The 13,624-nt window shown below is 71.9% G+C and carries 11 protein-coding genes; 9 read left to right on the top strand and 2 right to left on the bottom strand.

Translation table 11 applies throughout. The features are described 5' to 3' along the window. Window positions 1–37 precede the first annotated feature (37 nt). From EDF19_RS01940 to gap, 9 genes are all read left to right on the top strand, one after another. The gene (locus tag EDF19_RS01940) at window positions 38–1,231 is read left to right on the top strand and encodes an alpha/beta hydrolase (protein WP_185022627.1); all 1,194 of its coding nucleotides are present in this window, start codon (window positions 38–40) and stop codon (window positions 1,229–1,231) included. Window positions 1,232–1,322: 91 nt separating this feature from the next. Then, window positions 1,323–3,599 (top strand): transglycosylase domain-containing protein, encoded by a 2,277-nt coding sequence (locus EDF19_RS01935; protein ID WP_123679256.1) that lies wholly within the window; start codon window positions 1,323–1,325, stop codon window positions 3,597–3,599. Between the two features lie 48 nt (window positions 3,600–3,647). Continuing rightward, window positions 3,648–3,947, top strand: a complete 300-nt coding sequence (gene gatC, locus EDF19_RS01930) for an Asp-tRNA(Asn)/Glu-tRNA(Gln) amidotransferase subunit GatC (RefSeq protein WP_058728900.1) — start codon at window positions 3,648–3,650, stop codon at window positions 3,945–3,947. Window positions 3,948–3,958: 11 nt separating this feature from the next. Further along, on the top strand, window positions 3,959–5,506 hold the full coding sequence (gene gatA / locus EDF19_RS01925; RefSeq protein WP_123679255.1) for an Asp-tRNA(Asn)/Glu-tRNA(Gln) amidotransferase subunit GatA: 1,548 nt from the start codon (window positions 3,959–3,961) through the stop codon (window positions 5,504–5,506). Next, a complete protein-coding gene (gatB, locus tag EDF19_RS01920) occupies window positions 5,506–7,011 on the top strand; it encodes an Asp-tRNA(Asn)/Glu-tRNA(Gln) amidotransferase subunit GatB (RefSeq protein ID WP_123679254.1) in 1,506 nt (501 codons plus the stop codon). Before gatA ends, gatB begins: the two co-directional genes overlap by 1 nt. Window positions 7,012–7,108: 97 nt before the next feature. After that, on the top strand, window positions 7,109–8,188 hold the full coding sequence (locus tag EDF19_RS01915) for a type III polyketide synthase (protein ID WP_123679253.1): 1,080 nt from the start codon (window positions 7,109–7,111) through the stop codon (window positions 8,186–8,188). Continuing rightward, window positions 8,185–8,907 carry a methyltransferase domain-containing protein gene (locus EDF19_RS01910; protein WP_123679252.1) on the top strand — a complete coding sequence of 241 codons (723 nt, stop codon included), beginning with the start codon at window positions 8,185–8,187 and terminating at the stop codon, window positions 8,905–8,907. Before EDF19_RS01915 ends, EDF19_RS01910 begins: the two co-directional genes overlap by 4 nt. A gap of 129 nt (window positions 8,908–9,036) precedes the next feature. Continuing rightward, complete coding sequence (locus EDF19_RS01905; protein WP_123679251.1) at window positions 9,037–9,987, top strand: GlxA family transcriptional regulator; 951 nt, start codon at window positions 9,037–9,039, stop codon at window positions 9,985–9,987. Window positions 9,988–10,097: 110 nt separating this feature from the next. Next, window positions 10,098–11,102: a type I glyceraldehyde-3-phosphate dehydrogenase gene (gene gap / locus EDF19_RS01900; protein ID WP_123679250.1), complete on the top strand. Its 1,005-nt coding sequence runs from the start codon at window positions 10,098–10,100 to the stop codon at window positions 11,100–11,102. A gap of 133 nt (window positions 11,103–11,235) precedes the next feature. On the opposite strand, the gene EDF19_RS01895 is transcribed toward gap, so the two are convergent. Both EDF19_RS01895 and EDF19_RS01890 read right to left on the bottom strand, forming a co-directional pair. Continuing rightward, window positions 11,236–12,324 carry an N-acetylglucosamine kinase gene (locus EDF19_RS01895; RefSeq protein WP_260216844.1) on the bottom strand — a complete coding sequence of 363 codons (1,089 nt, stop codon included), beginning with the start codon at window positions 12,322–12,324 and terminating at the stop codon, window positions 11,236–11,238. Continuing rightward, window positions 12,312–13,619: a 6-phospho-beta-glucosidase gene (locus EDF19_RS01890; protein ID WP_123679249.1), complete on the bottom strand. Its 1,308-nt coding sequence runs from the start codon at window positions 13,617–13,619 to the stop codon at window positions 12,312–12,314. The genes EDF19_RS01895 and EDF19_RS01890 overlap by 13 nt, the downstream gene beginning before the upstream one ends. Window positions 13,620–13,624 lie beyond the last annotated feature (5 nt).

Genomic DNA, 13,624 nt, shown 5'->3' with positions numbered 1-13,624 from the left:
GGCCCCTGTCGCGCCTCCGGCATCGCACGCTGCCGTGGTGACGACCGTCGCCAGCGCCCACGGGAGCACGTTCCTGCGTGACCTCGCGACGCTCGGGGCAGCGGACCTCCGCCGTGCCGCTGACGACCGCCGCGTCATCGCGACCGTCCAGGACGACCCGCCGACCGCCGCCGTCGTGGCGCACTGGTGGGCCGCGCTCGACGCCGACGAGCAGTCCACACTCCTCACGCACGCTCCCGCCGTCGTCGGCAACCTCGACGGGGTCCCGTACGACGTCCGTGACCGTGCGAACCGGGCGACCCTCGCCGACGGGCTCGCCGACCCGGATGCCAGCGCCGCCCGCACCGCCATGCTCGGGCAGGTCCGCGACTCGCTCGTCCACGAGGTCGGGGACCCGCAGCGCTTCCTCGTCGCGCTCGACACCCGGGGCTCGGGGCGCGCGGCCATCGCGATCGGCGACATCAGCACCGCGGCCGACGTCACCGTCGTCGTCCCGGGCATGTTCTTCACGGTCACGGGCCAGATGACCGACTTCACGAACACCGCGAACGACCTGTCGAGCGAGCAGGCGACCCTCGCCCCACTCGCGGCACCGGGATCCGGTTCCGGTGTCGCCGTCGTCGCCTGGATGGGCTACCGCACGCCGGACCTGTCGAACATCCTCTCGCTCAGCCTCGCGGAGACCGGAGCCGACCGGCTCGAGCGCACCGTCGACGGCATCCGGCAGATCCGCGACGGGGACCAGCCGCGGCTGAACATCGTGGCGCACTCCTACGGCTCGACGACGGCGCTGATGGCGCTCGCCTCGGGCCGGATGAGCGCCGACACCCTGACCGTGCTCGGGTCGCCCGGGAGCGACGTCGCGTCCGCGTCCGACCTCGCCGTCGCCTCCGGACAGGTGTTCGTCGGCGGCGCGCACAGCGACCCGATCGCCGGGTCCGGGTACTTCGGCACCGACCCGGCCGGGGCGTCGTTCGGGTCCACCGTGCTCGACCTGGCCGGCGGGGTCGACGCGCAGGCGGCCGGTGAGGTGTTCCGCCGCCCGGTGGGCCACAACGACTACCTCAAGCCGGGCACGGCCTCGCTGCACGACGTCGCGCTGATCGGCATCGGACGCGGCGACCTCGTGCGGGAGCAGGTGCGCCGTGGCGACGGCGACGGCGACGGTGTCGTCGGGGCGTCCCCGGACATGTACCTCGTCCGACCACAGGACCTGCAGCCCCGCGACTGACGGCTCGCCTGAGCGGCAACCTGAACGGTGACGCAGCCTCCACTGGGTCCACGGCAGAACGAGTACAGCCCGTGTCCCTACGGTTCGGTGCATGCGTGTGGTGCGATGGCCTGGTGCTCTCCTGATGTTCGTGGTCATGTCCGTGCTCGCGGGCATGCTCGTCGCCGTCGCGGTCACCCCCGCCGTCGCCGTCGCGGGGGAGAGCGCCTCCGGTGCCGCCGCGTTCTTCGAGGACCTGCCGAGCTACCTCGACGTGCAGACCCCCCAGCAGGTGTCGACGGTGTACGCGACGAAGGGCGGCAAGCAGGTCAAGATCGCCTCGTTCTACGCGGAGAACCGGACCAACGTGACGTCCGACCAGATGGCGCAGTCGCTGAAGGACGCCGCCATCGACACCGAGGACCCCCGCTACTACGACGAGGGCGGCATCGACGTGCTCGGCACGTTCCGCGGAGTCGCCGCCACCGTCGTCGGCGGCGACGTGCAGGGCGGCTCGAGCATCACGCAGCAGTACGTGAAGAACGTCCTCGTGCAGCAGTGCGAGGAACTCACCGGCAAGGACCAGGCCGCCACCGCGAAGAAGATCGAGGCGTGCTACCAGGACGCAGCCGGCGTCACCCCGCAGCGGAAGCTGCAGGAGATGCGGTACGCCATCGCGGTCAACAAGAAGTACTCGAAGGACCAGATCCTCACGGGCTACCTCAACATCGTCGGGCTGGGCGGTCGGGTCTACGGCGCCGAGGCCGGTGCCGAGTACTACTTCGGCGTGCACGCGAAGGACCTCTCCCTCGTGCAGTCCGCCACGCTCGTCGCGATCCTGAACAACCCGTCGAACCTGCGCATCGACGTGCCGACCGACAAGGACAACGGCCAGGCGAACGGGTACGCCCAGACGAAGGAGCGTCGGGACTACGTGCTCCGTCGCATGCAGGCGCACGGGTCGATCACGAAGGCGCAGATGACCGCTGCCATCGCGACGCCGGTGACGCCGAAGATCACCGAGACCGCCAACGGCTGCTCGACCGCCGCGACGAACTACGACGCCGGCTACTTCTGCGACTACGTCCGCGACCAGGTGCTGCAGGACCCCGCGTTCGGCAAGACCGCGGCGGCGCGCATCGCGACGCTCGACACCAAGGGTCTGCAGATCCACACCTCGCTCGACCTCGACCTGCAGGGCCAGGCGCAGACCGCACTGTCGACCTACGTGCCGTCGACCATGGCGGGCGTCGACGTCGGCGGATCCAACGTCACCGTCGAACCCGGCACCGGTCGCATCATGTCGATGGTCCAGAACACCTCGTACACGCAGGGCGACAACGCCACCGCCGGGTCCACCGCCGTGAACTACAGCGCCGACTCCGCCTTCGGCAACTCCGGCGGGTTCCAGACCGGTTCGACGTACAAGGTGTTCACGCTCGCCGAGTGGCTCGCCAGCGGCCACACGCTGTCCGAGTCCGTGACGACGTCCGAGCACCAGTTCCAGAACTCCGAGTTCACGAACACCTGTCAGAACGTCAGCGGCGGGGACTGGAACGTCGCCAACGCCGAGAGCGTGCCGTCGTCGATGAGCGTCGAGGCCGCCACGGTCGAGTCGATCAACACCGCGTACGCGCAGATGGGCAAGCAGCTCGACCTCTGCAAGATCGCGCAGCTCGCCCAGTCGATGGGCATCCACCGCGCCGACGGCGGCGACCTGACGCAGACGCCGTCGTCGATCCTCGGTGTGAACGAACTGTCGCCGATCGACCTCGCCGAGGCGTACGCGGGCTTCGCGAACGGCGGCGTCGTCTGCACGCCGACCGCGATCGACTCGGTCACCGAGTCGGACGGCACGAAGATCACCCCGACGCCGTCGTCCTGCACGCAGGGTGTCTCGGCGGACGTCGCCGGCACCGTCGACTACGCGCTCCAGGGCGTGCTGTCGGGCTCCGGCACCGCCGCCAGCGCGAACCCCGGCGACAGCGTGCCGAAGTTCGCGAAGACCGGCACCACCGACGGCGACGTGCAGAACTGGCTGGTGACGTCGTCGACGAAGTACACGAACGCCACCTGGGTCGGCAACGTGCAGGGCAGCGTGAGCCTGGCGAACTGGCCGTTCCTGCAGGGCACGACCGGGTACAGCGCGAAGTTCGGTGTCGGCAAGTCGATGATGGCGTACCTCGACCAGACCGTCGGCGGCGGGGCACTCCCCACACCGAGCCAGGCGATGATCGGGCAGGCGAGCAAGTCGTCGTCCTCCTCGGCATCGACGTCCGGGTCGTCGGGGTCGTCGGCGGGCTCCACCCCGACGTCGTCGCCGAGTTCGTCGCCGAGCGCCTCGCCGAGTGACGACCCCACGGGCCAGACGCAGCAGGACGGGCACTGACGCACCCGTAGACTGGTGGGCATTCCACGAACCGATCGACGGAGCACCATGCCTGACATCACGAGCGAGCAGGTCGCCCACCTGGCGAACCTCGCACGCATCGCACTCACGCCCGACGAGATCGAGAAGCTGACGGGGGAGCTGTCGCACATCGTCGAGAGCGTCGCCAAGGTCGCCGAGGTCGCCACAGACGACGTCCCCGCGACGAGCCACCCCGTGCCGCTCGGCAACGTCACCCGACCCGACGTGGTCGGCCAGACGCTGACGCAGGAGCAGGCGCTCTCCGGCGCGCCCGACTCGGACGGCGAACGGTTCCGCGTGACGGCCATCCTCGGCGAAGAACAGTAGGGCGAAGAACAGTGACCGACGACATCACCCGTCTGAGCGCCGCAGCGCTCGCCGACGCCCTCGTGGCACGCGACGTCTCGAGCGTCGAGGCCACGCAGGCCCACCTCGACCGCATCGCCGCGGTGGACGGCGACGTCCACGCGTTCCTGCACGTGAACCAGAACGCCATCGCCGTCGCGAAGTCCATCGACTCGCGCCGAGCGGCCGGCGACGACCTCGGCCCCCTCGCCGGTGTGCCGATCGCCGTCAAGGACGTCCTGTGCACGCAGGACATGCCCACCACCGCAGGCTCGAAGATCCTCGAGGGCTGGGTGCCGCCGTACGACGCCACCCCGGTCGCGAAGCTCCGTGCCGCTGGTCTCGTGCCGCTCGGCAAGACCAACATGGACGAGTTCGCGATGGGCTCGACCACCGAGTTCTCGGCGTACGGCCCGACCCGCAACCCCTGGGACCTCGACCGGATCCCCGGTGGTTCCGGTGGTGGCTCGGCCGCTGCCGTCGCCGCGCACGAGGCCCCGTTCGCCCTCGGCTCCGACACCGGCGGATCGATCCGTCAGCCCGGCGCCGTCACCGGCACGGTCGGGGTGAAGCCGACCTACGGTGGCGTCAGCCGCTACGGTGCGATCGCCCTGGCGTCCAGCCTCGACCAGATCGGTCCGGTGTCGCGCACCGTCCTCGACGCCGCGCTGCTGCACGACGTCATCGGCGGGCACGACCCGAAGGACTCCACGTCCATCCCGGACGCATGGCCATCGATGGCCGCCGCCGCTCGTGAGGGCCTGCAGGCGGACACCCTCCGCGGTCTGCGCGTCGGCGTCGTCAAGGAGCTCGCCGGTGGTGACGGCTTCCAGGCCGGTGTCACGCAGCGCTTCCAGGAGACGGTCGCCCTGCTCGAGTCGGCCGGTGCGGTCGTCGTCGAGATCGACGCCCCGTCGTTCGCCTACGCGATCAGCGCGTACTACCTGATCCTCCCGGCCGAGGCCTCGTCGAACCTCGCGAAGTTCGACTCGGTCCGCTTCGGCCTGCGGGTCACGCCGGAGAACGGTGCCACCGTCGAGGACGTCATGGCCGCCACGCGCGAGGCCGGCTTCGGGCCAGAGGTCAAGCGCCGCATCATCCTCGGCACCTACGCCCTGAGCGCTGGCTACTACGACGCGTACTACGGCTCGGCGCAGAAGGTCCGCACGCTCGTGCAGCGCGACTTCCAGGCCGCGTTCGAGCAGGTCGACCTGCTCGTCAGCCCCTCTGCCCCGACGACGGCCTTCCCGATCGGTGAGCGCATCGACGACCCGCTCGCGATGTACCTCAACGACCTCACGACGATCCCGGCGAACCTCGCGGGCGTCCCCGGCATGAGCATCCCGAACGGCCTCGCGCCGGAGGACGGCCTGCCGGTCGGCGTCCAGCTGATGGCCCCGCAGCGAGAGGACGCCCGCCTGTACCGCTACGGTGCGGCACTCGAACGGCTCCTCGTGGAGCAGTGGGGTGCGCCGCTCATCGACGGCGTCCCGGACCTCGACCAGAGTCAGCAGTCGGCTGCGCAGGAAGGTGTGATCTGATGGCGCAGAAGGACGCGCTGATGGACTTCGACGAGGCGCTCGAGCGCTACGAGCCGGTGCTCGGCTTCGAGGTCCACGTCGAACTCGCGACGAAGACCAAGATGTTCTCGGACGCGCCGAACTTCTTCGGTGGCGAGCCGAACACGAACGTCACGCCGGTCGACCTCGGTCTGCCCGGGTCCCTGCCGGTCGTGAACGCACAGGCCGTGCGGTACTCGATCCAGCTCGGGCTCGCGCTCGGCTGCTCGATCGCCGAGTCCTCGCGGTTCGCCCGGAAGAACTACTTCTACCCGGACAACCCGAAGAACTACCAGGTCTCGCAGTACGACGAGCCGATCGCCTACGAGGGCGAGGTCGAGGTCGAGCTCGCCGACGGCACGATCTTCAACATCCCCATCGAGCGCGCCCACATGGAAGAGGACGCCGGCAAGCTGACGCACGTCGGCGGCGCCACCGGCCGCATCCAGGGCGCGGAGTACTCGCTCGTCGACTACAACCGTGCCGGTGTGCCGCTCGTCGAGATCGTCACGAAGCCGATCATCGGTGCCGAACACCGCGCCCCCGAGCTCGGGGCCGCCTACGTGCAGGTCATCCGTGACCTCGTCCGGGCGCTCGGCGTCTCCGAGGCCCGCATGGAGCGCGGGAACCTGCGCTGCGACGCGAACATCTCGCTGCGCCCCCGTGGCCAGGAGAAGCTCGGCACCCGCACCGAGACGAAGAACGTGAACTCGTTCCGCGCCGTCGAGCGTGCCATCCGGTACGAGATCCAGCGCCAGGCCGCGATCCTCGCCGCCGGTGGGACGATCACGCAGGAGACCCGCCACTGGCACGAGGACACCGGTCGCACCTCGGCCGGCCGTCCGAAGTCGGACGCCGACGACTACCGCTACTTCCCCGAGCCCGACCTGCTGCCCGTCGTGCCGGACCCCGCCGTGATCGAGGAGCTCCGTGCCTCGTTGCCGGAGGCCCCGGTCGCGCGTCGCCGTCGGCTGAAGGGCGACTGGGGCTTCGCGGACCTCGAGTTCCAGGACGTCGTGAACGGCGGTCTGCTCGACGAGGTCGAGGGCACCGTCGCCGCCGGTGCGGCACCGCAGGCCGCGCGCAAGTGGTGGACCGGCGAGATCAGCCGCGTCGCCAACGCGCAGGACGCCGCCCCCGGTGACCTCGTGTCGCCGCAGCACGTGGCCGAGGTCATCGCGCTCGTCGAGTCCGGTGACCTGACCGACCGCCTGGCCCGCCAGGTGCTCGAGGGCGTCATCGCCGGCGAGGGTTCGCCCGCGCAGGTCGTCGAGACCCGTGGCCTCAAGGTCGTTTCGGACGACTCGGCGCTCACAGCCGCGGTCGACGAGGCACTGGCCGCGCAGCCCGACGTGCTCGCGAAGATCCAGGACGGCAAGGTCCAGGCCGCCGGCGCCATCATCGGCGCCGTCATGAAGGCGATGAAGGGCCAGGCCGACGCCGCTCGCGTCCGCGAGCTGGTCCTGGAGCGCGCGCAGCAGTCCTAGACCGGACCAGGGCTCGGACTGGAGGCACGGGGCGGGTCCGCCCCGTTCCTCCCGTCTATCCTGGGGACGCGTGAGCGACCTGGTGACAGGATGAACCGTGACCGCAACGATCCGCGCCATCGGGACCGCCGTCCCCACGACGACACTCGAACAGGGAGCGGTGCGGGACCTCTTCTCGGCACAGGCGGAACTCGGCCGCCTCGGCCGGAGGCTCGTCCCCGCAGCCTTCGACGCCTCGGCCGTGGAGCACCGCCACACGGTGCTGGACGAGCTCGACCGTTCGCGCCCGGGTGGCCTGTTCCGCGACGACGACGGCGCACTGCACTCGCCGTCAACCGGCACCCGCAACGACCGCTACCGCGAGCTCGCCCCGGCGCTCTTCGTCGAGGCCGCCCGGGACGCGCTCGACCGTGCCCGGGTCGGTCCAGCGGACGTCACCCACGTCGTCACGGTGTCGTGCACCGGGTTCACGCAACCCGGGCCGGACCTCGACATCGTCCGCGAACTCGGACTGGCCCGCACCGTGTTCCGGCAGCACGTCGGCTTCATGGGCTGCTGCGCCGCGTTCCCGGCGCTGCGCATCGCCGCCGCCTTCGCCGAGGCCGACCCCGCCGCCGTGGTCCTCGTCGTCTGCGCGGAGCTCTGCACATTGCACGTCCGGGCGAGCGACGACCCGGACCAGATCGTCGCCAACAGCGTGTTCGGGGACGGTGCCGCCGGCGTGGTCGTCACCGCGGACGGTCCCGGTCTGCGGATCGACGCGTTCGCGACCACCGTCGTGCCCGAAGGGGCCTCGGAGATGGCGTGGAACATCGGCGACGAGGGGTTCGAGATGGTCCTCAGCACCGCGGTCCCGAAGCTCGTCGGCGCCACGGTCGCCGAAGCCGTCGCACCGCTCCTCGACGGACCAGCGGCCGACGTGCCGGTGTGGGCCGTGCACCCCGGCGGCCGGGCGATCCTCGACCGGACCCAGCAGGCGCTCGACCTGCCCGACCAGGCGATGACCGCGAGCCGCACGGTCCTGCGCGAGCACGGCAACATGTCGAGCGCGACGGTGCTGTTCGTGCTCCGCGAGGCGCTCGACGCCGGTGTCCCGGACGGAGCCGCCGTCGTGGCGCTCGCCTTCGGCCCCGGGCTGACCGTCGAGAGTGCGCGACTGACCGCGGTGCAGGCGTGAGCCGACGGGACGGAGCCGAACCGGGCCTCCCGGCCGTCGACCTGCGCACCCGCGCGCTCGACCTGACCGAACTCATGGACGACCCCGACTGCGACCCGCGCGCGCTGGCGCGGACGTTCCGGCGCTTCGCCCTCGTGAACGCGCTCGTCAGCGGGTGGCGCGCCGTCTGGCGGACGCACGTCGTGCCGGCCCTGCCGGTGAACGGTCGCGGACGGGTGCTCGACCTCGGGTGCGGGGGCGGCGACCTCGCCCGGGCCATCGCGCGGTGGGCGGCGAGCGACGGCTTCGACGTCGAGGTCGTCGGGGTCGATCCGGACGCGCGGGCCATCCAGGCGGCGAACCGCAGGGCTCCGCACGGCGTCACGTTCCGGCAGCGGTCGAGCGGGGACCTGGTCGCGGCGGGGGAGCGGTTCGACGTCGTCGTCTCGAACCACGTGCTGCACCACCTCGGGGACCAGGAACGGAGCGGGTTCCTCGCCGACTCCGAGGCGCTGGCGTCCGGACGCAGCCTGCACTCGGACATCCGTCGGTCGCCGGAGGCCTACCGGGCGTACGCGCTGGCATCGCCCCTCGTGGCCGCGGGCACCTTCGTCCGGGTCGACGGGCTGCGGTCGATCCGCCGGTCCTTCACCCTGGCGGAACTGCGGGACACGCTGCCGGACGGGTGGCGGGCGGAACGCGCTGCGCCGCACCGGGTGCTCGCGATCCACGACGCCTGACCGCGGGTGCCCGAGGCGCCGGCCGGCCGGATCACGCGCTGGGCGACACCTCACGAGCTCATCGCCGCGAAGACTGTCGGTCAGCGCGGAACGTGCACCGGTCCGGCACGCTCGGCTAGCGTCGGTGGCATGCCTCCGCCACCGCTGCACCGCGTCGCGGTCCTGGTGCTCGACGGCGCGAAGCCGCTCGACGTCGGGATCCCGGCGCAGGTGTTCTCGAACCGGCCGAGCATGCCGTACGAGGTGCGGGTGTGCGGCCCCCGGGCCGGTCGGATCACCGGCGGGGACGGGTTGGCGTACGCGGTCGACCACGGGCTCGAAGCGCTCGACTGGGCGGAGACCGTGTTCGTCCCCGGCTACCGGCGCCCGGCGGACTCGGCGCCGCCGGCCGACGTCGTCGCGGCCCTCGCCCGGGCGCACGAGCGCGGCGTCCGGATCGCGGCCATCTCCACCGGAGCGTTCGCGCTCGCGGCGGCGGGGCTGCTCGACGGCCGTCGGGCGACGACGCACTGGCACTACACGCGCGCGCTCCGGGACCGGTACCCCGCGGTGGACGTCGACGAGGACGTGCTGTTCGTCGACGCCGGGTCCGTCCTGACGAGCGCCGGGGCTGCGAGCGGCATCGACCTCTGCCTGCACATCGTCCGGCAGGACCACGGCGTCGCGCTGTCGAACCACGTCGCCCGACGGCTCGTCAGCGCGCCGTACCGGAGCGGTGGGCAGGCGCAGTACGTGCCGAGGAGTGTCCCCGAGCCGCTCGGCGACGTGTTCGCCGGCACGCGGGAGTGGGCGCTCCGGCACCTGGCCGAGCCGCTCACGTTGGAGGCCCTGGCGCGGAACGCCACGGTCTCGCCCCGCACCTTCTCGCGGCGGTTCGTCGAGGACACCGGGTACACGCCGATGCAGTGGGTGCTTCGCGCCCGCGTGGACCTGGCGCGGGAGCTGCTCGAGCGGTCGGACCTCGGGATCGACCAGGTGGCGGAACGGGCGGGGCTCGGTTCGGACGCGAACCTGAGGTCGCACTTCCGGCGGATCCTCGGGACGTCGCCGACCGAGTACCGACGGACGTTCCAGGACTGACGCGACCCGGCGACGGAGATGGCGAGATCCTTCCGGACGCTGGCTTCCCTGCCACTGGAGCCGCGCCTCCAGGCCGATGAGCATGGACTCCGGAACGAAAGGAAGTCCACATGACCCGCATCGCCATCAACGGTTTCGGCCGCATCGGCCGGAACACGCTCCGCGCACTCCTCGCACGCGGTGGAGACGACCTCGAGGTCGTCGCCGTCAACGACCTCACCGCACCCGACACCCTCGCGCACCTGTTCCGGTACGACTCCGCGCTCGGCCCCTTCGACGGAACCGTCGAGGTGGACGGGGACACGCTCGTCATCGACGGACAGCGGGTCCGCGTCCTCGCGTCGACCTCGCCGGCGGATCTGCCGTGGGCCGAACTCGGCGTGGAGGTCGTGCTCGAGTCCACCGGTCGCTTCACCGCCCGCGACGCAGCCGCCGGACACCTGTCCGCCGGGGCACGCCGTGTCCTGATCAGCGCACCGGCGACCGGCGCGGACGCCACCATCGCCTACGGCGTGAACTCCGACACGTTCGACCCCGCCGTGCACACCGTCGTCTCGAACGCGTCCTGCACCACCAACGCGCTCGCACCGCTGGCGTCCGTGCTGGACGACCTGGCCGGGATCGAGCACGGGTTCATGACCACCGTGCACGCGTACACGCAGGAGCAGAACCTGCAGGACGGGCCGCACCGGGACCTCCGCCGCGCCCGGGCCGCCGGCGTCAACATCGTGCCGACGACGACCGGAGCGGCGAAGGCCATCGGGCTCGTGCTGCCGCGACTGGACGGCAAGCTGTCCGGCGACGCCATCCGGGTGCCCGTGCCCGTCGGGTCGATCGTCGAGCTGAACACCGTCGTGTCGCGCTCGGTGACGGTCGACGAGGTGAACGAGGCCTACCGTGCGGCTGCCGCAGGGCCGCTCGCCGGGGTGCTGGCGTACACGGCGGACCCGCTGGTCTCGACGGACATCACCGGGCGGCCGGAGTCGAGCGTGTTCGACTCGCTGCTGACCCGCGTGGACGAGGGCCGGCACGTGAAGGTCGTCGCCTGGTACGACAACGAGTGGGGCTTCTCGAACCGCGTGGTCGACATGCTCGGGATGCTGGCGCGGGCGTAGGCCGCGGGCCGGCGCGGGGCGCCGCCGGGTTTCGCGCTGAGCGACACTTCACGGGCTCATCGCCGCGTGAAGTGTCGCTCAGCGCGAAATGTGCGCGGCGCGGGCGGCCGGGCCGCGCCGGGCCGCCCGCGCCTCAGCGGATCAGCGCCGTCGTGCTCGCGAAGGCGCGGGAGCGCACGGCCTCGCGGTAGCGGTCGAGCGCGTCGTCGTCGGCGCCGACCGACTCGAGTGCCGCCAGACCCGCACCGAGCACCGGGGGATCGGTCACCCACGTCGGGACCGCCCCGGGTACCCGGGCAGCGAGCCCCGCGACGACACCGTCCACGAGCAACGGGTGCCGGGCGGCGAGGACACCCCCGCCGAGCACGACGGGCACCGCCTCGGCGCTCGACCGACCGAGCCCGAGCCGTTCGAGCGCGACGGCCGCGAGCAGCACGATCTCCTCCGCCTGCCGCTCCACCACGCTCCTGGCCACCCGGTCACCGGCTCCGGCGACCTCGAACAGCACGGGGCAGAGCCGGTTCACGACACCCGGGTCGAGTCGGCCGAAGTGGATGGCCTCGGTGACCTCGCGGACGCTGTGCAGCCCCACCGCGGCGGGGACGGCCGCCGTCAACGCGGTCTCCGGCCCACGACCGTCGTCGGCTCGGGCAGCGTGCCAGAGCGCGCGGTTGCCGAGCCACGCGCCGCCACCCCAGTCGCCGGAGATGTCCCCGATGGCGGGGAACCGGGCCGTGGTGCCGTCGGCACGGACGGCGAGGGCGTTGATCCCGGTGCCGCACACCACAGCGGCGGCGTCCGGCGACAGGGTCCCCGCCCGCAGCAACGCGAACAGGTCGTTGTCCAGGACGTGCGGCGCGCCGCCGTCGGCCTCCCAGTGTGCGAGGGCCGACTCCGCCGCCACGAGCTCGTCGTGCAGGTCGAGTCCGGCGAGGTACACGTGCGTCGTCCGGATGCGCCGGTCGCCCAGCTCGCCCACCACCCGGGCACGGACGTCGTCGAGGATCGGGCCGGCGAGGTCCCATCCCCGCGTCTGCGGGTTCGACCCGGGACCGCGCGCGTGCCCGACGATGGTGCCGTCGAGCGCGATCGCGACGACGTCGGTCTTGCTGCCGCCGCCGTCGACGGCGAGCACGACGTCGGTCGCGTCCGGTGCGACCGGTGCGGGCGGACGGGAGACACGCGCCGGCTCCGCCTCGCCGGTCCGGCTCAGCGCGCCCACGTCGCCTGCTCCGATCGCGCCCACGGGATGTGTTCCGCGTTCGCGGCCAGGAGCAGGTCGGTGAGCTTCTCGGCCTTGTCGACCTGCCCCACGAGCGGGTGCGCCCACATCGCCCGGAGCACCCGGTCGCGTCCGCCGTGCACCGCGGCGTCGAGCGCGAGCCGCTCGTACCCGGCGACGTGCGACACGAGGCCGACCATGTCCGGGTCGAGCGGGGACACCGGCAGCGGCGTGATCGCCTGACGGGTGACGCGTGCGGGGACCTCGATGACGTGGTCGTCCGGCAGGAACGGGAACGTGCCGTCGTTCCGGACGTTGAGGACCTGCACGTCGCCCCGGTCCCCGAGGATCGACGAGAGCACGTCGATCGCGGCCTCGGAGTAGTACGCACCGCCGCGCTGCTCCAGCTCGACGGGCTTCGTCACGACGGACTCGTCGGCGTACTTCGCGAGCAGAGCGCGTTCGGTCTCCATCACGGCCTCGGCCCGCGTCGGCTCGTGCAGCTGCTCCTGGAGCACGATGTCGTGCGAGTAGAAGTAGCGCAGGTAGTACGACGGGATCGCGTGCTGCAGCCGGAGCAGGTCCGGGTGCATGTGCACGCTCTCGGCGACGCGGTCGAGGGACCCGTCGGACTCGGCCAGCAGCCCGGACAGCACGTCCCGCTCCACACCGTCCGCGCCGGTGACGTGCACGCCGCGCTCCCACGTCAGGTGGTTCAGGCCGACGTGGTCGAGCCGGACGTGGTCGGGGGCGACGCCGAACTCCTTCGCGAATCGGCGCTGGAACCCGATCGCGACGTTGCAGAGCCCGACGGCGCGGTGGCCGGCTTCGAGCAGGGCGCGGGTGACGATGCCGACCGGGTTGGTGAAGTCCACGATCCAGGCGTCCGGCTTGGCGTGCTTCCGGACGAGTTCGGCGTACTCCAGGACCACCGGCACCGTGCGGAGCGCCTTCGCGAAGCCGCCGGGCCCCGTGGTCTCCTGTCCGATGCAGCAGGCCTCGTGCGGCCAGGTCTCGTCCTGCTGCCGCGCGGCCTGCCCGCCGATGCGGAGCTGGAACATGACCGCGTCGGCGTCGGTGACCCCGGCGACGACGTCGTCGGTGACGTGGACGGTGCCGGGGTGTCCGGCGTGCGCGAACATCCGCTTGGCGACGCCGCCGACGAGTTCACGGCGCACCGGGTCGGGGTCGACGAGCCAGAGCTCGTCGATGGGGAGCTGGTCGCGGAGCCGGGCGAAGCCGTCCACGAGTTCGGGGGTGTAGGTGGATCCGCCACCGACGACTGTGAGTTTCACTGGTG

The sequence above is a fragment of the Curtobacterium sp. PhB115 genome, from assembly GCF_003752025.1.
Lineage (GTDB): Bacteria > Actinomycetota > Actinomycetes > Actinomycetales > Microbacteriaceae > Curtobacterium.
Note: the sequence above shows the minus strand (reverse complement) of the source record. Positions and strands in the feature narration are given on the sequence as shown.